General features: G+C 55.5%; 21 protein-coding genes and 1 riboswitch. Of the genes, 18 read left to right on the top strand and 3 right to left on the bottom strand.

Annotation, left to right across the window (positions count from 1 at the left end):
- The first annotated feature begins 39 nt into the window (after positions 1-39).
- Positions 40-420 carry a rhodanese-like domain-containing protein gene (locus tag C7459_RS06175; protein WP_109687448.1) on the top strand — a complete coding sequence of 127 codons (381 nt, stop codon included), beginning with the start codon at positions 40-42 and terminating at the stop codon, positions 418-420.
- A 14-nt stretch (positions 421-434) separates the two neighbouring features.
- Positions 435-695, top strand: a complete 261-nt coding sequence (locus C7459_RS06170) for a metal-sensitive transcriptional regulator (RefSeq protein WP_109687446.1) — start codon at positions 435-437, stop codon at positions 693-695.
- 67 nt (positions 696-762) lie between these two features.
- Here the strand turns inward: C7459_RS06170 and C7459_RS06165 are convergent, their stop codons facing one another.
- A complete protein-coding gene (locus tag C7459_RS06165) occupies positions 763-1,506 on the bottom strand; it encodes an SDR family oxidoreductase (RefSeq protein WP_109687444.1) in 744 nt (247 codons plus the stop codon).
- Between the two features lie 288 nt (positions 1,507-1,794).
- Between C7459_RS06165 and C7459_RS06160 the strand changes: the two genes are divergently transcribed.
- From C7459_RS06160 to C7459_RS06090, 16 genes are all read left to right on the top strand, one after another.
- On the top strand, positions 1,795-2,448 hold the full coding sequence (locus C7459_RS06160) for a phosphatase PAP2 family protein (RefSeq protein ID WP_109687442.1): 654 nt from the start codon (positions 1,795-1,797) through the stop codon (positions 2,446-2,448).
- A 215-nt stretch (positions 2,449-2,663) separates the two neighbouring features.
- Positions 2,664-2,762: riboswitch (cyclic di-GMP riboswitch) on the top strand.
- Between the two features lie 95 nt (positions 2,763-2,857).
- Positions 2,858-10,765, top strand: coding sequence for an OmpL47-type beta-barrel domain-containing protein (locus tag C7459_RS06155; protein ID WP_109687440.1), 7,908 nt, complete (start codon positions 2,858-2,860; stop codon positions 10,763-10,765).
- A gap of 128 nt (positions 10,766-10,893) precedes the next feature.
- Complete coding sequence (locus tag C7459_RS06150) at positions 10,894-11,568, top strand: response regulator transcription factor (protein WP_109687438.1); 675 nt, start codon at positions 10,894-10,896, stop codon at positions 11,566-11,568.
- A complete protein-coding gene (locus C7459_RS06145; RefSeq protein ID WP_146200953.1) occupies positions 11,558-12,934 on the top strand; it encodes a sensor histidine kinase in 1,377 nt (458 codons plus the stop codon). Before C7459_RS06150 ends, C7459_RS06145 begins: the two co-directional genes overlap by 11 nt.
- A 105-nt stretch (positions 12,935-13,039) precedes the next feature.
- On the top strand, positions 13,040-13,576 hold the full coding sequence (locus tag C7459_RS06140; protein ID WP_109687435.1) for a hypothetical protein: 537 nt from the start codon (positions 13,040-13,042) through the stop codon (positions 13,574-13,576).
- 1 nt (position 13,577) lies between these two features.
- Entirely contained in the window at positions 13,578-14,243 is a 666-nt protein-coding gene (locus tag C7459_RS06135; protein ID WP_109687433.1) for a PspA/IM30 family protein, read from the top strand.
- Between the two features lie 106 nt (positions 14,244-14,349).
- Positions 14,350-14,673 (top strand): ArsR/SmtB family transcription factor, encoded by a 324-nt coding sequence (locus C7459_RS06130; protein ID WP_109687431.1) that lies wholly within the window; start codon positions 14,350-14,352, stop codon positions 14,671-14,673.
- Positions 14,674-14,685: 12 nt separating this feature from the next.
- Complete coding sequence (locus tag C7459_RS06125) at positions 14,686-15,129, top strand: ArsI/CadI family heavy metal resistance metalloenzyme (protein ID WP_109687429.1); 444 nt, start codon at positions 14,686-14,688, stop codon at positions 15,127-15,129.
- A 12-nt stretch (positions 15,130-15,141) separates the two neighbouring features.
- Complete coding sequence (arsC, locus tag C7459_RS06120; protein ID WP_109687427.1) at positions 15,142-15,564, top strand: arsenate reductase (thioredoxin); 423 nt, start codon at positions 15,142-15,144, stop codon at positions 15,562-15,564.
- Between the two features lie 88 nt (positions 15,565-15,652).
- Positions 15,653-16,291, top strand: coding sequence for a TetR/AcrR family transcriptional regulator (locus C7459_RS06115; protein ID WP_109687425.1), 639 nt, complete (start codon positions 15,653-15,655; stop codon positions 16,289-16,291).
- Position 16,292: 1 nt separating this feature from the next.
- The gene (locus C7459_RS06110) at positions 16,293-16,991 is read left to right on the top strand and encodes an MBL fold metallo-hydrolase (RefSeq protein WP_109687422.1); all 699 of its coding nucleotides are present in this window, start codon (positions 16,293-16,295) and stop codon (positions 16,989-16,991) included.
- 116 nt (positions 16,992-17,107) lie between these two features.
- Positions 17,108-18,229: a hypothetical protein gene (locus tag C7459_RS06105; RefSeq protein ID WP_109687420.1), complete on the top strand. Its 1,122-nt coding sequence runs from the start codon at positions 17,108-17,110 to the stop codon at positions 18,227-18,229.
- A 41-nt stretch (positions 18,230-18,270) separates the two neighbouring features.
- Entirely contained in the window at positions 18,271-18,450 is a 180-nt protein-coding gene (locus C7459_RS06100) for a hypothetical protein (protein ID WP_109687418.1), read from the top strand.
- Between the two features lie 61 nt (positions 18,451-18,511).
- Positions 18,512-18,664 (top strand): hypothetical protein, encoded by a 153-nt coding sequence (locus C7459_RS23205; RefSeq protein WP_170119306.1) that lies wholly within the window; start codon positions 18,512-18,514, stop codon positions 18,662-18,664.
- A 145-nt stretch (positions 18,665-18,809) separates the two neighbouring features.
- Positions 18,810-19,667 (top strand): polysaccharide deacetylase family protein, encoded by an 858-nt coding sequence (locus tag C7459_RS06095; protein ID WP_109687416.1) that lies wholly within the window; start codon positions 18,810-18,812, stop codon positions 19,665-19,667.
- 26 nt (positions 19,668-19,693) lie between these two features.
- Entirely contained in the window at positions 19,694-20,071 is a 378-nt protein-coding gene (locus C7459_RS06090) for a MaoC/PaaZ C-terminal domain-containing protein (RefSeq protein WP_109687414.1), read from the top strand.
- A gap of 52 nt (positions 20,072-20,123) precedes the next feature.
- Here C7459_RS06090 and C7459_RS06085 read toward each other — a convergent pair whose 3' ends face one another.
- Both C7459_RS06085 and C7459_RS06080 read right to left on the bottom strand, forming a co-directional pair.
- On the bottom strand, positions 20,124-20,939 hold the full coding sequence (locus tag C7459_RS06085) for an EcsC family protein (protein WP_109687412.1): 816 nt from the start codon (positions 20,937-20,939) through the stop codon (positions 20,124-20,126).
- A 102-nt stretch (positions 20,940-21,041) separates the two neighbouring features.
- Positions 21,042-22,472 carry a family 43 glycosylhydrolase gene (locus C7459_RS06080; RefSeq protein ID WP_211320347.1) on the bottom strand — a complete coding sequence of 477 codons (1,431 nt, stop codon included), beginning with the start codon at positions 22,470-22,472 and terminating at the stop codon, positions 21,042-21,044.
- Positions 22,473-22,574: the final 102 nt, after the last annotated feature.

Genomic DNA, 22,574 nt, shown 5'->3' with positions numbered 1-22,574 from the left:
TACCTATAGGGGTATAAGTATTGGGAAGGTTGTGTAAGGATGAATTGGATTATTTCTCTGATTTTTGCCTTGTTCATCGGGTTTGTCGTGTCACGGTTGCTCCCCGTTCGTGGACTGCGCAATCTGACGGAACCGGAGATCATGACGATGCTGAACAACAACCAGCATGACCACGAATTTATCGATGTTCGCGAAGGCATCGAATACCGCAGTGGCTATATACCAGGCTTTAAAAACATACCGCTTACCCAGTTGTCCAGTCGCTTGCATGAGATCGAAAAGTCCCGCATCGTGGTCTTGACCTGCCATCGAGGGATGCGCAGCCGACAAGCGGCAAGAGTCCTGCGCAAACACGGGTACCCCACGCTCTGCCACCTCGAAACGGGTGTCAGCGGTTGGCGCGGTCTGCTTGTCAAGTAGAGGGAGGTACTTAGATGGAATATAACGTGACGATGAAAAACCGCCTGCGCAGAGTTGAAGGGCAGGTTCGCGGCGTGCTGAACATGATGGAGCAGGAGAAGGACTGTCGCGAAGTTGTGACGCAACTGACGGCGGTTCGCACGGCGATCGACCGGGCGCTCGGGTATGTGATCGCGTCCAACTTGGAATCCTGCATCCGTGCTGAGTTGGAAAAAGGCCAGTCCCCCGAACATGTGATCAAGGATGCGGTCGAGATGCTCGTCAAGAGCAGATAGCGCCCGTCGCGCTCGGGAAAAGACCGCCTCGCAGATCGGGGCGGTCTTGGCTCGCTAGGCGCTGCTTTTACAGCATCCGGCTGTTCAACTGTTTGACGGTCTCATCAATCTCGTCGCGGGACGCACGAAGTGCTTTTGCCGCATGTCCGTAGCCGATCTCTTGATCGCCGCGCTCCAAGCCTTGGAACACCGCATCTGCAAACTCATCAAGCGGCGTTCCGAAGGTGTGGAGACCGACGCCACCGAGATCGGTGTTGACCGCTGGAGGGGCGACTTCGAGGACTTCGATGCGCTTCGCTGCCAATTGATAGCGCAGGCTGACTGTAAACGAATGCAACGCAGCCTTCGTCGCGCTGTAGATCGGCACCCAAGCACCCGGTGTGAAGGCGAGACCGGAGGTGACATTCAGGATCGTACTGTTCCCCTTGTCAGCAAACAGCGGGGCGAACAGCATCGAGAGGTGGATGGGAGCTTCGAGATTGGCGGTGATTTCCTGTCGCAGGTAGTCCCACTCCTCCGTGTTCTCCAACAGGTTGACGCGGTGCTGGATGCCCGCGTTGTTCACCAGCACGTTGAGTTGGGGAAACTCTTGCTTGACCCATTCCAGCAACGACTTGCGGTCAGCTTCGTTGGTGACGTCACAGACGCGCGTGTGCAACTGCGGGCATTTCGCCTGCGCTTCTTGCAGTTTCTCCACCCGGCGGCCACAGATGATGACCTCGTTGCCTGCCTGTACAAAACGCTCGGCAAACGCGAGGCCGATACCCGATGCGCCACCGGTGATCAAGATCGTATTTCCTGACATTTTCATTAGTAGTAGTCTCCTTTATAAACGTTTATTTTATAATATACATAATTGCGAAAAAATACTAGCGATGCGCGGGCGTTTCCGTGTTGGGTGTAGGCGGACTTCACGCTGCGTCCGTGGTTTTCTCATCTGGCTTCATGCAATTTTCATGAATACGCTCTATACTCGTTGGATGCTAGGCAGACTATCGTATAGACATGAGGGGGATGTTGATGGGGATTTATCGCAGTGTCGATCCTGTTTGCAATCATTTCGCCGGGCAGGTGCCCGTGCTCGACGGAGGTCTGCGCGATGCTTAAATGGAAGCTAACCCAAGCGTTGCTGTTGACCTTGCTTGCGGTCGTCGGATTTGGACTCCTGACGATTCTGACGTTTGGCGAGCAATTGCAGGCGTTCGATACACAGGTGATCACTTGGGTCCAAGGGTGGGAATCCCCTGCGCTGACCACGACCATGAAACTGTTCAGCGATCTCGGATCGACGCTCGGGGTCGTGATCGTCACGATCCTGATCCTCGGCTACTTGTACTTCGTGCTGCGCCACCGCTCCGAGTACCTGTTGTTTTTCGTCGTCGTGGCAGGTTCTGCCGGGTTGAACCAAGCGATGAAACTGGTGTTTCACCGACTGCGCCCAGATCTTCACCGCTTGGCGGAGGCCTCGGGGTATAGTTTCCCCAGTGGGCATTCGATGAGCGCGTTTGCGCTGTACGGCATCTTGACGTTTCTGTTGTGGCGGCACATCTCGACCCGGTGGGGTCGCGCGCTGATCCTGATCGTCGGGGTGGCGATCACCCTCGTGATCGGACTGAGCCGGATCTATCTCGGCGTCCACTATCCGACAGATGTCCTCGGCGGCTACCTGGCCGGTGGCTTCTGGTTGGCGGCCTCGATGTGGGTCTATCAATCGGTAGCCGAATCCCGCTCGGCTCTTGTCCGCCCGATGTAAAAAAGGAGGAACTCCCTACCGGAGTTCCTCCTTTTTTGCCAATACACCCAAGGTTTGGGAATTTAACCTCCAAAAAAATACAATCTTTTGCAAAGTTAAAAAGACAGGACTTTAGACCTACGCATAAATACCTATAATAGAACGAAGATAGTGATTTAAGCCCATTCCCGCCCTGCGACTAAAGTAATATTATAGGGCTATAATCAAAAAATTCTAAGTGAAAAGGGCAAATCATGGGAAACCATGAGACGCAAAGCCACGGGCCTTACCCACATGGCAATTTTTCATGACGTGGATGGCAGCCGGTTACCACAAGGATTCATAGTTAGTACACCTATGAGCCTTGGTTGTGAGGTTCATTTTTTTATGACCTCATGCCCCTTTTTTCACGGGAAAGGTAGGACCCTATATGGGAAAACGCTTTGGCAGCAACTTCTCACTTCTCTTGGCTCTGCTGCTCGTGTTTCAACTCGTATTTCCTGTGAGCCAAGCCTTCGCAGCCCAGACGAACGCCATCATGTTACCTCCGAGCAATCTGGCTGCACAGCAATTGACGCCTGACGATGTCAAACTATCCTGGAGTGCGGTCTTCGGAGCGACGGGATACAACGTCTATGGAATCATGGACGGACAGTTAAAACTGTTGGGGAGCCCGACGACGGCCGCCTTCACAATCAACGATCTCCCAGAAGGCTCGTACAGCTTCGTGGTGTCGACGTTGAGTGCGGATGGAGAATCAGGTCCGTGTGCTCCGGTCAATTCGGAGATTGTCTACCCCGACATGGCCGCACCTGCAAGCTTGACCTCCGTGGTTCAGAACGGCACAGATGTCGTCCTGAACTGGGCCGCTTCCCAGTATGCCGATTCGTACAAAGTCTATCAGATCACAGCAGATGATCAGAAGACATTGGTCACGACGGTCACCACAGGAACGGCGTACACCTTCATCAACGCACCGGGTGGTTCGAGCGTCTACGCAGTCTCCGCATCCAACGCCCTGTACGGTGAATCTCCGGTTTCGACGACAACGAAAGTCGACGTCGTCCCGCCGAAGATGATTCCGCCGACCGGTTTCGCGTACACCGTAGCCAACGGCAACGACGTAACCTTGAAGTGGAACGCAGCACCGTATGCCACCAGCTACAAACTCTACAAAGTCACCAACGGACAAAACGTCTTGCAAAACACCGTGACGGGCACGACCGTCACTCTGACCAATCAATCAGCGGGTGACTATGCGTACGAAGTTCACGCCACCAGTGATCGCTATGGCGATTCGGCAGACGGGACACTACTCTCGTTCACGCTGGTCGCTCCGACGATGGCAGCCCCGGCGAACCTCAAGTCGACGCTCGCCAACTACAACGATGCCACGCTCACTTGGTCCAGCGTGCCCTACGCAACCGGGTACAAAATCTACCAAGTCAGCAATGGCGAAAGCGTCCTGCAAAAAACGGTCACCACCACCAGCGCGACCTTCACCGGGTTGGCTGACGGGGACTACAACTATGAAGTGCGCGCATACAGCGATCGCTTCGGGGAATCGGCAGCCAGCACGGTCGCTTTCACCGTCGAAGTACCGATCCTGGTCGCTCCGGCGAACTTCGCGTACAAATTGCAAAACGGCAATGACATCGTCCTCACGTGGGATGCAGTCTCCAACGCCAACAACTACAAAGTCTATCAGATCGTCAACGGACAGAAAGTCTTGAAAAACACCGTGACAGGCACGACGGTTTCGTACACCAACCTGCCGGCCGGTGACTACGCGTATGAGATTCACTCCGTCTCGACGCGCTTGGGTGAATCGGCAGAGGGCAGTCAAGTTTCGCTCACACTGGTCACTCCGGTCATGCAAGCACCGGCGAATCTGGTGCAGACGATCAAGAGCGCCACTGAATTTTCGTTGAACTGGGATGCAGCACCACTGGCAACCAGCTACAAAATCTACCAGATCGTCAACGGGCAAAAAGTTCTGAAATCCTCCATCGCGACCACGACCCAAGCCTTTACCAACATGCAACCGGGCGACTACACCTACGAAGTTCACTCCGTGTCCACTCGGTTCGGCGAATCGGCACAGGGCAGCCTCGTCACGGTGACGATGAACGGTCAAACGATGAATCCGCCGACCGATCTGACGCAAACGATCGCCAACGGCAACGACATCACCTTGAAATGGACGGCCGCACAGTACGCAACGAGCTACAAAGTCTACCAAGTCGTCAACGGGCAAAAAGTGCTGAAAAGCACGTTGGCCGGCACGACCGTCACCTACTCCAACCAACCGGGTGGGGACTATGACTACATTGTGACGTCGGTTTCCACGTTCTTCGGTGAATCGGCAACTGGAGCGGAACTCAAGTTCACGTTGGATCTTCCGGTCATCGCGGCTCCGGCCAACCTGACCTCCAAGATCCTAAATGCCAATGATGTCGTGCTGACATGGTCGGCTTCCGCATACGCCAACTCCTACAAAATCTACGAGCTCATCGCGGGCACAGAAGTTCTCAAGACGACGACCGCCGCGCTGACGACCACGCTGGCGAAAGTAGCTGGCGGAGAGCACACCTACGTGGTGCACGCAGTCAGCACCCGCTTCGGTGAATCGCAAGCGGGTAGCAACGCGACGGTAACGGTTGACGAGAACACGATGCCGGCGCCGAGCAACCCGACATCCAGCATCAGCAATGGCAACGACATCACCTTGAAATGGGATGCCGTGACCAGCGCGACCAGCTACAAGGTCTACCAAGTCATCAATGGGCAAAAAGTACTGAAAAGCTCGCCGACCGCGGCGACTGCAACGTACACGAACCAGCCGGCGGGCGACTACACCTATGAAGTGCATTCGGTCAGCACCCGCTTCGGTGAATCGCCGGAGGGCAGCACCGTCAATCTGACGGTCGTGTTCCCGACGATGCAAGCACCGGGCCCGGTAACCCAAACCATCACCAACTTGAGCGACATCAACCTCAAGTGGACCGCAGCTCTCTACGCAACAGCTTACAAAGTCTATCGGATCATCGACGGACAAAAAGTTCTGCAAAAAACCGTGACCACACCAGCGGCTACCTTCACGAAATCGGCAGGGGGCACGTACACGTTCGAAGTACACGCGTACAGTGACCGCTTCGGAGAATCGACAGAAGGCAGCAGCGTCACCTTCGACCTGGTCCTCTCGTCGATGGTCCCGCCGACGACGTTGACGCAAACCATCGCCAACGGCAATGACATCACCCTGAAATGGAATGTGGCACCAAACGCAACTGCTTACAAAGTCTACCAAGTGGTCGACGATCAACTGGTGCTGAAAAGCACGGTGACCGGGACCCAAGTCACGTATGTGAACCAACCGGAGGGCGACTACACCTACGAGGTGCATTCGTTCAGCGACCGTTTGGGTGAATCCCCAGAGGGCATCCAAGATGTGTTCACGCTGACGTTCCCGACGATGCAACCTCCAGCGTCCCTGACGACAACGGTTGCCAACGGCAACGACGTGACGCTGAAATGGCCGGCTTCGCAATACGCGACATCCTACAAACTCTACCAAGTCATCAACGGGGAGAAGACCCTGTTGAAAACCTTGACCGGCCTGACCAACACCTTCGTGAACTTGCCGGCGGGTGACTACACCTACGAAGTGCGTTCGACGAGCACCCGCTTCGGGGATTCGCCGGTCGCAACCGTACTGAACTACTCGATGGTGTTCCCGACGATGCAAGCGCCAGGCACGTTGACACAAACGATCACCAACGGCAATGACATCACGCTGAAGTGGGGCACCGCTCAGTACGCAACCGCGTACCGCGTGTACCAGATCGTCGATGGACAGCGCGTTCTGAAAAGCACGCAGACCACCTCGACGCTGACGTTGACGAACATGCCGCAAGGGGATTACAGCTATGCGGTGTACTCCTACAGCGACCGCTTCGGTGAATCGCCGCTCGCCAGCACCGCGAACTTCACGCTGGTTTGGCCGGTCGTGCAACCGCCGGTTCTGAAATCGACCGTGTTCAATGCCAACAACATGACCTTGACTTGGCCGGCTGTGACATGGGGGAACGAGTACCGCCTCTATAAAGTGACGGGCGACACGCGCACGTTGGTTTACAAAGGGACGGCGCTCACCTATACCGAGTACAACCTGTTGGAAGCGTCGCACTCCTATGTCGTGACCGCCTACAACACGCGCTTCGGAGAATCGCAAGCCTCCAATCAAGTCACCGAAAAAATCGTCTACCCGCTGATGCAGTCGCCGACCGCCACTGTAAAAGTGTTGAGTCAGACGAGCGCAACGATCTCGTGGGGCTTCGTCACCTACGCCAACGGCTATAACGTCTACGAAATCGTCGACGGCAAGCCGGTGCAACTGGTGAAGAACCTGAACAACCTGTCGTACACGCTCACCAACCTGCCGTACAAGAACCATGAATACTACGTCACTTCGTACAGCAATTCGTTTGGTGAATCCCAACCGTCCAACACCGTGCTCGCGAAGCTGGTCGTGGACACGCAAGCGCCCGTCACGATGGCTACCGCGCCGACCGCTTGGACGAACCAGAGCACGGTCGTCACCTTGACGGCTTCCGATGACATCACAGGCGTTGCCAAAACGCTCTACTCGGTGAACGGCAGTGCATTTGTAGAAGGCACTTCGATCACCGTCAACCAAGAGGGCGTCAACCAGATCTCCTTCTACTCGGTTGACAAAGTGGGCAACACCGAAGCGACCAAGTCGATCAGCGTCAAAATCGACAAAACCGCACCGGTCACCCAAGCAAGCCAAGCCGCGTCGGTCGTCACCCTGACGGCAACAGACGCACAAAGCGGCGTGGCCAAAACCTTCTACTCCGTCAACGGTGCTACCTATGTAGAAGGCACCACCGTCACGGTTGACCAAGAAGGCGTCAACACAGTCTCTTACTACTCGGTCGACCAAGCAGGGAACCGAGAAACGGCACAATCGCTCCAAGTTTCCGTTGATAAAACGGCACCGGTCACCAAGTCTGATGCACCGACGATCTGGTCGGCAACAGACGTCAAAGTTACCCTGTCCGCAACGGATGATCGTTCCGGCGTCGCGAAAACCTACTACTCCGTCAACGGTTCAGACTTCGCAGAAGGCACGACCGTCACCGTCGATCGAGAAGGCGTGAACAAAATCTCCTTCTACTCCGTCGACAAGTCGGGCAACCAAGAAGCAACGCAAACGGTCGAAGTCAAACTCGACAAAGCAGCACCGACCACCGCCTCCGCACAAGCAGACGGCAAAGTCACCCTGACGGCCACCGATGCACAAAGCGGCGTAGCAAAAACCTTCTACTCGATCAACGGTTCGGCCTTCGTTGAAGGCACCACCGTCACGGTAGATCAAGAAGGCATCAACAAAGTTTCCTACTACTCCGTGGACGTAGCAGGCAACAAGGAAGACGCACAATCTCTGGAAGTCACTGTCGACAAAACCGCTCCGGTCACCACGTCTCACGCGCCGACCAACTGGTCTGCAGCAGACGTTCAAGTCACCCTGAGCGCAACGGACAACTTGACGGGCGTAGCGAAAACCTACTACTCCGTCAACGGTTCGGACTTCGCAGAAGGCACGACCGTCACGGTCAACCAAGAAGGCGTGAACAAAATCTCCTTCTACTCCGTCGACAAGTCGGGCAACCAAGAAGCAACGCAAACGGTCGAAGTCAAACTCGACAAAGCAGCACCGACCACCGCATCCGTGCAAGCAGACGGCAAAGTCACCCTGACGGCCACCGATGCACAAAGCGGCGTAGCAAAAACCTTCTACTCGATCAACGGTTCGGACTTCGTTGAGGGCACGACCGTCACGGTCGATCAGGAAGGAATCAACAAAGTTTCCTACTACTCTGTAGACGTAGCAGGCAACAAGGAAGACGCACAATCTCTGGAAGTCACCGTCGACAAAACCGCTCCGGTCACCACGTCTGAAGCACCGACCACCTGGTCTGCAGCAGACGTTCAAGTCATCCTGAGCGCAACGGACAACCTGACAGGCGTAGCGAAAACCTACTACTCCGTCAACGGTTCGGACTTCGCAGAAGGCACGACCGTCACTGTCGATCGAGAAGGCGTGAACAAAATCTCCTTCTACTCCGTTGACAAGTCGGGCAACAAAGAAACAACGCATACGGTCGAAGTCAAACTCGACAAAGCAGCACCGACCACCGCATCCGCGCAAGCAGACGGCAAAGTCACCCTGACGGCGACCGATGCACAAAGCGGCGTAGCAAAAACCTTCTACTCGATCAACGGTTCGGACTTCGTTGAAGGCACGACCGTCACGGTCGATCAGGAAGGCATCAACAAAGTTTCCTACTACTCTGTAGACGTAGCAGGCAACAAGGAAGACGCACAATCTCTGGAAGTCACCGTCGACAAAACAGCTCCGGTCACCACATCTGACGCACCGACCAGCTGGTCTGCAGCAGACGTTCAAGTCACCCTGAGCGCAACAGACAATCTGACGGGCGTAGCGAAAACCTACTACTCCGTCAACGGTTCGGACTTCGCAGAAGGCACGACCGTCACTGTCGATCGAGAAGGCGTGAACAAAATCTCCTTCTACTCCGTCGACAAGTCGGGCAACCAAGAAGCAACGCAAACGGTCGAAGTCAAACTCGACAAAGCAGCACCGACCACCGCCTCCGCACAAGCAGACGGCAAAGTCACCCTGACGGCCACCGATGCACAAAGCGGCGTAGCAAAAACCTTCTACTCGATCAACGGTTCGGCCTTCGTTGAAGGCACGACCGTCACGGTCGATCAGGAAGGAATCAACAAAGTTTCCTACTACTCTGTAGACGTAGCAGGCAACAAGGAAGACGCACAATCTCTGGAAGTCACCGTCGACAAAACCGCTCCGGTCACCACGTCTGAAGCACCGACCACCTGGTCTGCAGCAGACGTTCAAGTCACCCTGAGCGCAACGGACAACCTGACAGGCGTAGCGAAAACCTACTACTCCGTCAACGGTTCGGACTTCGCAGAAGGCACGACCGTCACGGTCAACCAAGAAGGCGTGAACAAAATCTCCTTCTACTCCGTTGACAAGTCGGGCAACAAAGAAACAACGCATACGGTCGAAGTCAAACTCGACAAAGCAGCACCGACCACCAAGTCCAACGCGATCTCGGGCTGGGTACAAGCGGCGACTGTCACGCTGACCACGACCGATGCACAAAGCGGCGTAGCGAAAACCTACTACTCCGTCAACGGTTCGACCTATGTAGCAGGCACGACGTTCACCGTTGACAAGGAAGGCGTCAACAAAGTCACCTACTACGCGGTCGACATCGCAGGCAACCAAGAGCAAGTGCAAACGCTCGAAGTTAAAGTGGACAAAACAGCTCCGGTCACCACATCTGACGCGCAGAGCACGGGGACTGCCGGCGACATGAAAGTTACGCTGGCTTCGACGGACTCGATGAGCGGCGTGGCGAAAACCTTCTACTCCGTAGATGGTGGGGCTTACATGGAAGGCACGTCCTTCACCCTCACCAACGGGAACACGGGCACTGGAACCACCAGCTTGACCGGAACCACCAGCAACAAGGACAGCCTGGAATTCTGGGGGAACTGGTACGACTGGTTTAACTGGATGCATCGAGATCACCGAGACGACGATGTGCCCAAGCAAGTCACGCACAAAGTCGCCTTCTACTCCACCGACGTGGCAGGCAACGTGGAAGCGGTACACACAGTTGATGTGAAAACCGGCCTGGCCGCACCTGTCATCACGATGGATGATCTGCAAGCCGAATACAGACTCGGCCTGCCGATCCTCGTGAGTTACAAGATCTCCGTAGACTCGCCGAAGATCGTCAGCAGCAAGTTGACAATCTCCGGTCCGGGCGGAATCTCGTTCATCCTGCAAAACAACGGGCTTCTGCTCACCGACAAGCCGGGCGTCTACACCGCGAAAGTCACGGTTACGGATATCAACGGCAAAGTCTCCACGCTCGAAAAGCAATTCGTGGTATACATCGGCGCTGACATCGATGTGACCCCGGGCACGATCAAAGGCAACAAAGGCGAGTTCACCGTCCGTGTGAACCTGCCGTTCAACATCTCCACCCAAGGCTTTGACCTCGACTCCGTTCGACTGAACGGCGTGAAGGCACTGACCAGCAACAACGGGTACTACAACCAGGCGAAAAACGGACAGTTCAAATTCGAACGCTCCAACTTCACGTGGACCGGTTCGGAAGTGAAACTGGAATTCCGTGGCTACGTCAACGGGAACTTGGTCATCGGCCAAACCACCGTCAAAGTTCAAAAGTAACGTACGCACCAAAAGGAAAAATCCCTCTGCCCACGCGGCAGGGGGATTTTTTTTCGCCGCTTTCATGGGAATTTCATGTTCGTGTGGTACGCTGAGAAAAAACTCTGGCTAGAAACAGGTGATCCATGATGAACGTATTGCTTGCGGAGGACGACCAACGGCTCGGAAAATTGGTCCTGCACCTGCTGACCAAAAAAGACGGACACCAAGTCGACTGGGTCATGCGTGGTGATGAAGCCTATGACTACGCCAAAGCTGTTGCCTACGACGTGATCATCCTCGACTGGATGATGCCGCAGATGAACGGGGTCGAAGTCTGCCGCCTGCTGCGCCGGGAGGGTTATACAGGTGCCGTCCTGATGCTGACCGCCAAAGACGCTGTCCAAGACCGCGTCCAAGGGCTCGACGCTGGAGCGGACGACTATCTGGTCAAACCGTTCGAATTCGAGGAGTTGCAAGCCCGCTTGCGTGCGCTGGGGCGACGCGCGTTTACACCGCTGCAACAGGATGTGTTCTGTCACGCGGGACTCGAAGTCAACCGCACCGATCACACCGTGAGTCGGGCAGGCGTGCAGGTCCAGTTGTCTCCACGCGAGTTCCAACTGCTCGACTTGCTCCTGCAAAACCACGGACAGGTACTCCCGCGTGAACTGATCCTGCAACGGGTGTGGGGCTTCGATAGCGACATCACCAAAAACGCCATCGATGCCACCGTCAAACTGCTGCGCAAAAAACTCGACCTCCCCGGCGCCGAGACGCTGATCAAAAGCGTGCGGGGGATCGGGTACAAACTTGAAAACTAAGCGCATCCGGCGTTTCCGAGAACGCTGGATGAAACGCAGCCGACGCGACCTGTTCACACGCATCCGTTTGCGCTTGACGCTGACCTACAGCGGGATGTTGATCTTCATCCTCCTGCTGTTCACCTTGATCGTGTTCGGCGTGTTGTTCATGGTGATCTTCAAGGAACAGAACAGCTTGGTCCAAGCGCAGGCCGATGCAGAAGTCACCCGCTACCAAGACCTGCTCCAGCACGTGCCGTTTGGCGGAGGGCAACCGCCAGATGTCGCGGAGCAGGCTGACCCCGAGGGCATGCGATTTTTCACCTATATCGTCAACGCAGATGGACGTCTCGTCTACGGCGAGGAACGGATGCCGGACGTGCGCAGTCCCTTGTCGCTCCAACTCGCGGACTGGGTGCCGGAGCAGGGCGAGAACCAACTGGCGACCTTGCATCTGCCGCGACGTCATGGTGAACTGTGGCTGTTGCTGGCCGGACGGGCGATCTACCAGAACGGACAGTTGGCGGGCGTGCTGTATACGGGCAATGACGTGTCCTACTATTGGGAAGTGCTGACGTCACTCGCTGAAGTCATGCTGATCCTCGTCGCGCTGTTTGGCATCCTGTCCACGGTCGTCGGGCAACGCATGGCGGCTCGGGCGATGGTGCCGATTAAGTCATCCTACTTGAAGCAACAACAGTTCGTCGCCGATGCCTCACATGAACTGCGCACGCCGTTAGCGGTGCTCAAGTCCTCGATCGACGTGCTCGATTTGGAGGAGGGGGACAGGCTCTCTGACGTGTCCCAACTCGTGCTCGCCGACATGAAGGACGAGGTCCAGAGCATGAGCAAGCTCGTCGCCGATCTGCTGACGCTGGCACGCTCTGACTCGGGTGGGGTGGATCTGTACCTACAACCCTTCGACCTCGTGAGCACGGCCGAGCAAATCGTGCGCTTGCGACAATCCTTAGCGCAGGAAAAAGGGATCGAACTCGCGCTCGACGCGCCGTCGCCCCTGTCTCTGACAGGCGACCAAGAGCGGATCAAGCAACTGCTGGCGATCCTCCTCGACAATGCGCTCGCCTACACCCCGAGCGGCGGACGGGTCCGCGTTGCCGTGACGGCTGAACACACCAGCAACGGGATGGTGCGGACAGCGGTGGTGTGTGTAGAGGATACCGGCATCGGGATTCCGCTGGAGGATCAGGAACGGATCTTCGAGCGATTCTACCGCGTGGAGGCGGCGCGCACACGGGCCGTCGGTGGGACGGGGATCGGGCTGGCGATTGCCAGATGGATCGTCGAGGCGCACAAAGGCATGATCGAAGTGCAAAGTGATCCCGGCACAGGCAGCACCTTTACCGTGCGATTGCCGGTACGCAAATAAAGCGCAACGAGGGACAACCTCGTTGCGCTTTTTTCATGAAGCTTTCATCGTCGTCTCGTACACTGAATCTCGTGAAGGACAAGCACGAGGGGAGTGAAACCAACGATGAATCGCAAGTGGAGATACCTGCGCAACCTGCTCTGGCTGGCGGTATTCGTTGCTGTAGTCGCGGTCGGAGCTGTCGGTTTTAGAGGGTTCCATCATGAAAACGCGATGAAGGCACACGGACAACAGCAGCAGCAACTACAGGGCTTTGCAAAAAGCAATGAAAACGCGCACTTCCAAGGACAAGCGGAGATCCGCGATGGACATGGAGCGCGTGAACACCGAGGCTTTGACGGTGGCGGGCTGGTCGCGCTGCTGGGGAGTCTGGTCTTGGTCATCGCCGGCTGGAAACTCTGGAAGCACGCAGGTCGCAAGGGCCGTTGGATCGGCGGGCTGCTGATCGCCTTGGCGTTGTTGCCACTGGTCGTTCCCGCATTACTGATCTACCTGATCTATCGCATCCTGCGTCGCCCAACCCGCATTGCAGAGCCGATGTATGTAGCAACAACAGAATCGTACCCGTCGACCGCAGTCGATACGCTCGACGCATGGGAAGCCAAAACTCGCCGTGAACTGAAAAACAAGGAGGAAAAATAACATGATCTTCAAACGTATCCGCGATATCGTCCTGTCTGGTGTGCATGAAACCTTGGACAAGTTGGAAGACCCGGTCTCCCTCGTCAAGCAATACCTGCGTGACATCGAGACGGAAATCTCCAAAGCATCACACACCATCGCCCACCAAGTCGTGCTCGAAAAACGCCATGCGGCGTTGATTGCAGACACCAAGTCGCAGATCGCCAAGCGTGCTCGCCAAGCGCAACTGGCTGTCGACACCGAAGACGAGGAGATCGCGAAACTTGCCCTGCGCGACAAAGTGCAGCTCGAATCGAAACTGGCCGTCTATGAAGAGCAATACGAAACGATCACCACCCACACCGAAACCCTGACGGCGCAACTGCAAGACTTGCAGGAGAAATACAGCGACATGCAAGCGAAAAAGTGCGTGCTCTTCGCCCGCGCCCAAGCGGCGAAAACACAATGTGACTTGAACACCACGCTCAGTACGATCGACGCAGACAGCGCGGTTCGCGGGTTTGCACGCATGGAGGAGCGCGTGTTGCAGATGGAAGCGCACGTGGAAGCCAGCCACCGCGTGCTCGCGACCCACCGCCAACTTGAGCGCCTGACGCCCGACACCACGGTGCAAGACAAGGTCGAGGAAGAACTCGCGAAGCTCAAATCCGCGCGCGATCATGCATAAGAAGCCTCGCCATTCTTGATCCTACTAGGGACGTTGCAGAGATGCGGCGTTCCTTTTTAGTTGACATACATATAAGCATATGATTATATAGTGATGGGGTGATGAGATGGAAATTCAACTTTTGGAAGAGTGTTACAAAGCTCTTGGAGATAAAACTCGCCTTCGCATCCTGGCCTTGTTGCGGACGGAGGAGCTCTGTGTGTGCGAATTGACAGACATCCTCGACATGTCGCAACCGGCGATCTCCCAGCATCTGCGCAAGCTCAAGACAGCGAAGTTGGTCAAGGAGCAGCGCAAAGGCCAGTGGATGTTCTACTCCTTGGACGGGAGCCTCTATCCGTTCTTGGAAGCCAATCTGCTCGCGCTGCCCGATCTCGGGCAAGAGATTGAGAAACTAAAAGCCAGCGGACGCAAAGTCTGCTGCGACTAGGAGGAATTGTCCATGCGCATGCACGTCGCGATCAATGTCACCGATCTCCAAGCCAACCTGAATTTCTACCGGGCCTTTTTCGGTGCAGAACCGAGCAAGGTGCGCGAGAACTACGCCAAGTTTGAACTGGAAACGCCGGCTCTGCACTTCTCGCTGAATGTGCGACCCTACCAAGCCAACGGAGCCTTGAACCACATGGGCTTCCAAGTCGAGAACACCGCAGCGGTGCTCGCGATGAAAAACCGCTTCCAAGCCGCGGGTCTCGTCGCGATCGACGAGATGAACACCACCTGTTGCTACGCGGTCCAAGACAAGATCTGGGTGCGTGATCCAGAAGGCAACGCATGGGAGATTTTTTACACCAAGGAAGATTCTGAGTTCGAATCGGCGGGCGAATCCGCGCTGGAGAATGTCTGCTGCGCACCGAGCGCACCGGAACTGATCAACTTAGACTAGGGGGCGTTGTCGATGGACGTGATCTACTTTCTATGTACCGGGAATTCCTGCCGCAGTCAGATCGCGGAAGGGTTTGGGAAAAAGTACCTCGGCGATACCTTCGAAGTGCGCAGCGCAGGCATTGAAGCGCACGGAATGAACCCGAACGCTGTGAAAGCGATGGCGGAGCGGGGGATCGACATCTCCGGGCAGACGTCGGACATCATCGACGCGGCGGTGTTGAACACCGCGGCCTATGCGATCACGCTGTGTGGGGATGCCAACGATAAGTGTCCGATCACCCCGCCGCAGGTGACCCGCTTGCATTGGGGCTTTGATGACCCGGCGAAGGCAACCGGCACAGAGGAGGAAAAGTGGGCGGTGTTCCAACGCGTCCGCGATGAGATCGAGGAACGGATCAAGCGTTTTGCTGATGAAAAAAGACCCTCGCTGTGAGGGTCTTTTTTTGCGTGCAGCTTGACACGTCGACTAACCATTGGTTATATTATGACCAACGGTTAGTGAATGAGGAGTGACAACATAGATGGCAACGAGCAGACAGGAACTTCGAGCGGAGGAGACCAAGCGAGCGATCTTGGGGGCGGCGAGCGAGCTGTTTGCGGAGCGCGGGTTTGACACCGTGACGATGCGGGAGATCGCCAAAGTTGCGGGGTGTTCACACACGACGATCTATCTCTACTTCAAGGACAAGGAAGCCCTGCTGCACCAACTCTCGATGGCGCCGTTGCAAGCCTTGCATGCCCAGATGGAGGCGATCTTGGGCGATCAGGCCATGACGCCAGAGGAGCGATTGAAATTCCTGAGTCGAATCTTCCTCCACTTCTGCCTGTCGCAAAAAACGATGTACACGGTCTTTTTCATGACGCAGACCTCGCGCGTCGATGAGTCAGAACCGACGTTGGAGATTCAAAAGCTCCGCAACCAGTTGTTTGGGTTGTTGCAACAGGCGATCGCGGGCTGTTTGCCGGTCGGGTTGGACGATGCGCAGTTTTTGGCGTATGCACGGATCTACTTTTTCACGCTGCAGGGGATCATCGGGACGTATACCGTTTCCGAGGAGCCGTATGAGCGGGTGTTGGAGCGACTGACTCCGACATTCGACCTCGCGATGGAAGTCTTGTTGGCAGGATGTAGAGAAACCGCGAAGACGAGAGGTGTTTGAGATGAAGTGTGAGCAGATTTCTGAGCACATCTGGAGTTTGAAGGTATGGATGGTGATCCCGATTACCGTCTGGGTGGTGGTGGAAGCGGACGGCGTGACGTTGGTGGACGCAGGCGTACCGTGGATGGCAAAGGGCATTCTCAAGTTCTTGGAACAAGTGAACGCCGGGCCGTTGAAGCGCATCTTGCTGACCCACGGGCACTTCGACCACGTAGGAGCGGTCAAGGCGATTCTGCAGAGATATCCAGTTCCGGTCTATGCGCATGGGGTGGAGATTCCCTATCTCGAAGGGGCGGTCGCTTACCCACGGCGCAAAAAGGCCGAACAGACGCTGGCAGCGGGAATCGCGCAACCTCTAGCGGAGGATGCAGAGGGCGCTCTGGAGGCGCTGGAGAGCTTGCAGCCGTACTTCACGCCAGGTCACTCGCCGGGACATGTGGTGTTCTACCACCCGCAGGATGAAGTGTTGTTGACCGGCGACCTGTTCACATCGAAGCGAGGCAAGCTGAATCGCCCGATGCCGATGTTCTCCTCCGACATGGGCGAGGCCTTGCGCAGCAGTGCGATCGTCGAGCAACTCAAGCCCAAGCGCCTCGAAGTCTGCCACGGCGGTCCCGTGTTCCACCCGGCGGATCACTATGAGGAGTACATCAACACCTTCTCAGCGAAGTATGCAACGCCAAGCCGCGTGCTGAAATAGTGTCTTGAAAAAGGAAGGGCTCCTCCGGGAGTCCTTTTCGTGTGAATTTGTAACTGAAACTAGTAAGGGTCATGGTAGACTGATGCGACTTCATAGACAGGAGGTTTTTGTTCGCCATGCCAACTTCGTTAGCTTGGTTTTCGACAATTACTCTAGGCATCATCACCCTCTATCACTTTTTCAGATTTGCCCTCGTTCAAAAGGAACGAGATTGGATCAGCAAATGGGCAACACGGTGGATGAAATACATCCAACGAACGGGCATTTTACGATGGGTGCGGATCGTGCTGTTTTTTACCATCTTGGTAGTGACGCTGACTTTCATAGGGGATCGGGACCCACAAGCGTACCCGAATCTTACGACTACCGCACAAAACGTTACGATCGTAGATGGCACACTTCCGAAGTCGTTCAACACGGTGACCACAGTTACGGAAAACGAACCAGATTTTAGACGATTGCCGATTCAAGTGGGTTCCAATGGGCAGATACCAGCACAAGCAATTCCAAGTAAGCAGACGGTGACACAGGTGACTGCACAGGACGACTTTTCCAAGTTGTTCATGAGTGGCGCAACCATCCTCTTTTTGAAGGTCTTTGGTGCGGTTGCTTTTTCTGCCTTGGCCTCCTTTGCGGTTACATTGCCTTTTACCAATCCAGAACAGTTAAAATTTTTCGGGGTTGAGTACAAAATGCAGTCCGAAAAACAAGCTGAGATCGTGGGCGAATACAACAAATTAGCCAAAGTTGCGGAACTTTGTCGACTCTCCGTTTTAAAATCGGTGGCAGGTGATGTGATGTATGAGTGGCTGCAGGCCCAGTGTATCGATCACCAAGGAAACTTGCTCCTGACCGATGCTTTGCAGGGAGTTACGAATTTGATCAGGACCACTTTTGAAGGGAACCAAATCCAAGTGGGTGTGGGCTTGGTGACTGTCGAGAATGGGGTCCTGGATCAGCATTCGATTCAAGGGGAGACACGGACCGTAAAACGTGTGATTCGGGAGGCATTCGAACTGGATAAGGCAATGTCTTGGGAGACCTTGCGCGGGACGTTTATCTGGGCGGTACCCATACATAATGTTGAAAACCGGCCTACCGACAGCTTTACGATCTTGTATCTCTACAGCCACATGGTGACATTTGGAGAAGCAGATCTACACATGATCCAGACCGCCAAAAAAATGATCGAAAATCACTATGACAACAGTTTGCGAGAAATTGCGGGAACCGCGTAATTTTGGTAAACTAGGAGTATAGTAGAAGAGGAGGGGACTCCATGAAACACGCTGGTCGAGTAATTATTACCGCTCCAAGTTCGAGGCAGAGCCTGTTCGCTTCCGAATCGTGGCAGAAGGTTGTGGACTCTGCGGTTGCAAATGCTCAATTTCAAGTGGAGAAAGACCCCAGTGTCAGACGTTTGAAGGAAAAATTATTTGCAGTCAAAGTCGGAGGATAGCTTCTGACAGCCTGATAACTAGCATAAAAATGGCCATGATAGTCAGAGTGAGGTGACGATCATGGCCATTGTTGTTCAATTCCCCCAAAAGCCGAAATCCACTGCAAACACGTTGATGCAGCGCATGATCCAAGACTGCATTCGGGACGCAGCCAAGTATGACCCTGCAAAGGACGTAGCGTTTCAGCGCCTCTTGCACGCCTTGAAACCCTGATCGTGTTCGGATCAAAAAGGAAGGACTCCCTCGCGAGCCCTTCCTTTTTCAATTGGAGGAAAAAAGTTCTCTACTTGTCTTGCAGGATTTACTCTGAATCTTCGAGAAATACCGAGTAAATCTGACAAGAACCGAGGGACTGGCTATGAAGGGCTACATCGCACTGGGAATCGCCGCCATGTTGGTGGCAGGAGGTCTTGTGAACTCCGCCATCAGCCACACCGAGCAGAAATCGTCCTACCAACTCGTCACAGCCCAGACCCAGGAAGCCCTGCAGGACCCGACCGATGAGGAACTGCAGTACGCCAAAGCCACCTACAAGCCGCGACCGCTTGTCGCAAGCCCGCCAGCCGTGGAGCCGATTGCAGGCAAAGTGGCGTATCTGACCTTTGACGATGGCCCTTCTGAGAACACCACACACGTCTTGGATACGCTCCGAAACGAGCACATCCACGCGACATTTTTCGTGATCGGGACGTCAGAGCCGCACGGACAGGACCTGATGAAACGCATCGTCAACGAAGGCCATGCGATCGGCAATCACACCTACTCGCACAACTACAACAAAATCTACCAGAACAGCAGCGCATTTCGTGAGGACTTTGATCGCAATGAAGCCTTGATCGAGCAAGCGACCGGCGTTCACACCACGCTGATGCGCTTTCCTGGCGGTTCGAACAATGCCGTAGCCGCACAAGTCGGCGGGCGCAACATCATGAAAAAAATCGCCTCCGAGATGACGCACGCAGGCTTCGTCTATTTCGACTGGAACGTCTCCAGCGGAGATGCCGCCACCAACAAAGTTCCGGCACTCATGATCGCTGAGAATGTCTTGTCCCAAGCCAAAGGCAAGGACAAGATCATCGTCCTGCTGCACGATTCCTCGTCCAAAACCACCACCACAGAAGCATTGCCTACCATTATCCAAGGACTTCGGCAGCAAGGGTTTGCATTCGATAAAGTCGACAACCAGTGCAACAGCTATCAATTTACCAAGCCCTAACCCAGTAGGAAGTGGAGGTTGTTTTTATGACGACGATTAGCATCGGCTATACGACGAATTGGGAACGCACATTTACGGAGCAGGACGTCGTCCTTTTTGCCGAGATCAGCGGGGACAAGGCGGCCCATCACACGGAAAAAGACGCCGAGGGGCGTCTGATGGTACACGGCTTGCTGACCGCTACGATCCCGACCAAGATCGGCTCGATCATCGATTTCATCGCGCGGGAGATCACGTTCGAGTTCGTGCGCCCGGTCTTCACCGGGGACACCGTGAGTTGTGTCTTGACGATCAACGAGGTGGAGCCGTCGCCGAATTACACCAAGATCGCCGCCACGTTTGTCTGCACCAACCAACATGGCAAGAAAGTCCTCAAGGGAAGTTCGCGCGGCGTGGTTCGCTAGGCAGCCGCTGATAGCTTGAGAAGTTGATCTGCAAAAAGCAACCCGGTCTCCTCTAGGAGATCGGGTTGCTTTCTGCGTCATCAATCACTGGCTGCTCCAGCCGTTCGAGAATTCGGCGCTTGCGGTAGAGCATGCGGGCTGTCTCCGCGAGGTCGTCGATCGACTTTTTGTTGAGGTAGGCGCCAAACAGGATGCCGGCGATCGGGATCAACTGGAAGAGTTTTTTCCAGCCGAAGTTCTCCGTCTGCAACAGCAACACCTCGCGCCAGCCTTGCAACTGTGAAAAGGTCTGCTGGCGGTTCGTGGAGTCGATGCTTTCGAGAATCGCTTTCTTGCCCACGAAGTCGGAGGAGGTGAACTGCAAGCATTTGATCATGAACACTCGCTCGTTTTTGTCCTGCGGGTCATAGCCGTAGCTCAGGGAGATCTCTTGCAACACTTTCAACGACAACCCCAGCAGCAGCGGGATGTCGATCGCCAGCGTGAAGATCCCGCCGACACCTGTCGTCGCCCCTTGCCACGTCGCGAACTTGGAGCGGGACTTGGCGAACTCATCTGAGACTTGGTCCATCATCGCGATCGGCAGGCCACTCACTTGGTCGAGCGTGATGTCAGACCGCCCGACCTTGGGCACGAAACGCTTGGTGACCGCGCTCTCCTGAATCAAGTAGCGACCGCCCGTCTCGATGTAGCCGATCAACTCGTCCAACGCTTGCCCCATTTTGTCCTGCAGAAACTTCGGGGTCAGCTTGTCGAGCAGGACGAAGGGCAGACGGCCGAGTTTTTCCCAGAACCACAGGTCTTTCTGATCGCGTTCCCACGCTTCCACTTTGTGCAGGGCTTGCAGCAATTCGTCTCTAGATTCCATGCTACCTCCTCGAGATATTGGTTCGTATCCTTCATTATAACGTGAAAATGACTGCAGAACGTAAAAAGACTGCTACCCGTGTCGGGAGCAGTCTTTTTTCCATTACGGTTGGTACGGGAACAGGTCGAGGCAATCGAGTTCAGCAAAATTCGAGTTGCCGCTGAACTTCAGCTTGTTCGCGCCGGCGTTCAAGTACACGCGGGCGGTCGAGGTGCCCCAGTTGTCCCAGCCGGAGTTGGCGACGTAGAACAGGCTGGCAGCGCCGCCGTTGACCGACAGGCTGTGTGTCGCCCACGCGCCGCCCGTCGTGCCGTTGTCGGTGCGCGCATAGAGCACATACGTTCCGGCGCTTGCAACGTTGACGGTGACTTCGACCGAGCGGGTGGAATTGTCGAGGTAGCCGGCCTTCGCACCATTGGATGCCGTCGGGGTGGTGACGGCGATGGCGCCGTTGGCGAAAACGCCACTCTCCGCTTCATAGCGGTCGCGGAGCGGCTCGCCGGACGGGATGGCAATCGGCGTGTTCGGTGCTGCCGGGGTGCCGAAGTTCGGCGTGTTGTCGGCGTTCCAACCAAACTTTTGTGCGCGGATGTTGCGCGTCCAACCTGCGCCTTGGAAACGTGCGGCATGGTAGACGATCCAGTCTTCGGTGCCGTCAGCCGATTTCGTGAAGGAGTTGTGACCTGGACCGTAGACGCCGTTGCCGCTTTGGAACACCGGCGTGCTGCGCTTCGTCCACGAGGTGGGGCTGAGCAGATTGGCGGTCGTGCTCGCGGTCAACATGCCCAGTTTGTAGGCGTCGGTCCACGAGCCGCTCGCCGAGTAGACCAGCGAGATCACGCCGTTTTTGACCAACACTTCCGGGCCTTCGTTGACGGTCGGAGAACCGACCGTTTCCCAAGCGTAGGTCGGTGCGGAGATCTGAACACGCGCGCCGCTGATGTGGTTCGGCGTATCCATCGGGGCGATGTAGAGATTCTGCGTAACATTGGCCGTGCCCGGCCAGCCTGACCAGATGAAGTACAACTTGCCGCTGACGTTCAGGACGGTACCGTCAATCGCCCAATAGTCGTTGGCGGGATCGTAGATTTTGCCGAGATCTGTCCACGTGCCGCTGAACGGATCGGCTGACGTGTTGCGCAGGACGAACATGCGGTGGTTGTTGTTATTGCCATCATCGGCCGCGTAGTAGATGTACCACGCGTTGTTGATCCAGTGCAGTTCCGGGGCCCAGATGTTTTGGCTGTTGGCTCCCGTTGCGGGTGGGGTGAACACGACTTTGCTGTCGCCGGCATCCAGCCCGGTCAGCGTGCGCGAACGCCAGAGGGTGACGTTGTTGCCCGTCGTCTTGGTCAGGTAGTAGTAGCCGTTTGTGTGCTTGTAGACCCACGGGTCGGCACCGTCTTGGTTGATGACGTTAAAGAAAGTTCCAACAGCAGCAGAAGCAGCGTGCGGAGGCAGACTGACCATGATGGCAAACACCAACAGCAAGCAGGAAAGCAGTGCAGAAGCGAAGCGTTTTTGGACACTCATCTGAATCCTCCTAACTTTATTAAATTAATTATCTATATTCGTGCAGAATTTACAAAGTCCTGCTTGCAGGATTTTTCCCGTAATGTGCAGAATAGGGAGGAT

The organism is Tumebacillus permanentifrigoris, from assembly GCF_003148565.1.
GTDB lineage: Bacteria > Bacillota > Bacilli > Tumebacillales > Tumebacillaceae > Tumebacillus > Tumebacillus permanentifrigoris.
This window is presented reverse-complemented; position numbering and strand designations above follow the sequence as displayed.

Bases quoted from the DNA above. Each gene is read 5' to 3' on its own strand.
- C7459_RS06175 (WP_109687448.1), top strand. From the start codon at position 40: ATGAATTGGATTATTTCTCTGATTTTTGCCTTGTTCATCGGGTTTGTC.
- C7459_RS06170 (WP_109687446.1), top strand. From the start codon at position 435: ATGGAATATAACGTGACGATGAAAAACCGCCTGCGCAGAGTTGAAGGG.
- C7459_RS06165 (WP_109687444.1), bottom strand. From the start codon at position 1,506: ATGAAAATGTCAGGAAATACGATCTTGATCACCGGTGGCGCATCGGGT.
- C7459_RS06160 (WP_109687442.1), top strand. From the start codon at position 1,795: ATGCTTAAATGGAAGCTAACCCAAGCGTTGCTGTTGACCTTGCTTGCG.
- C7459_RS06155 (WP_109687440.1), top strand. From the start codon at position 2,858: ATGGGAAAACGCTTTGGCAGCAACTTCTCACTTCTCTTGGCTCTGCTG.
- C7459_RS06150 (WP_109687438.1), top strand. From the start codon at position 10,894: ATGAACGTATTGCTTGCGGAGGACGACCAACGGCTCGGAAAATTGGTC.
- C7459_RS06140 (WP_109687435.1), top strand. From the start codon at position 13,040: ATGAATCGCAAGTGGAGATACCTGCGCAACCTGCTCTGGCTGGCGGTA.
- C7459_RS06135 (WP_109687433.1), top strand. From the start codon at position 13,578: ATGATCTTCAAACGTATCCGCGATATCGTCCTGTCTGGTGTGCATGAA.
- C7459_RS06130 (WP_109687431.1), top strand. From the start codon at position 14,350: ATGGAAATTCAACTTTTGGAAGAGTGTTACAAAGCTCTTGGAGATAAA.
- C7459_RS06125 (WP_109687429.1), top strand. From the start codon at position 14,686: ATGCGCATGCACGTCGCGATCAATGTCACCGATCTCCAAGCCAACCTG.
- arsC (WP_109687427.1), top strand. From the start codon at position 15,142: ATGGACGTGATCTACTTTCTATGTACCGGGAATTCCTGCCGCAGTCAG.
- C7459_RS06115 (WP_109687425.1), top strand. From the start codon at position 15,653: ATGGCAACGAGCAGACAGGAACTTCGAGCGGAGGAGACCAAGCGAGCG.
- C7459_RS06110 (WP_109687422.1), top strand. From the start codon at position 16,293: ATGAAGTGTGAGCAGATTTCTGAGCACATCTGGAGTTTGAAGGTATGG.
- C7459_RS06105 (WP_109687420.1), top strand. From the start codon at position 17,108: ATGCCAACTTCGTTAGCTTGGTTTTCGACAATTACTCTAGGCATCATC.
- C7459_RS06100 (WP_109687418.1), top strand. From the start codon at position 18,271: ATGAAACACGCTGGTCGAGTAATTATTACCGCTCCAAGTTCGAGGCAG.
- C7459_RS23205 (WP_170119306.1), top strand. From the start codon at position 18,512: ATGGCCATTGTTGTTCAATTCCCCCAAAAGCCGAAATCCACTGCAAAC.
- C7459_RS06095 (WP_109687416.1), top strand. From the start codon at position 18,810: ATGAAGGGCTACATCGCACTGGGAATCGCCGCCATGTTGGTGGCAGGA.
- C7459_RS06090 (WP_109687414.1), top strand. From the start codon at position 19,694: ATGACGACGATTAGCATCGGCTATACGACGAATTGGGAACGCACATTT.
- C7459_RS06085 (WP_109687412.1), bottom strand. From the start codon at position 20,939: ATGGAATCTAGAGACGAATTGCTGCAAGCCCTGCACAAAGTGGAAGCG.
- C7459_RS06080 (WP_211320347.1), bottom strand. From the start codon at position 22,472: ATGAGTGTCCAAAAACGCTTCGCTTCTGCACTGCTTTCCTGCTTGCTG.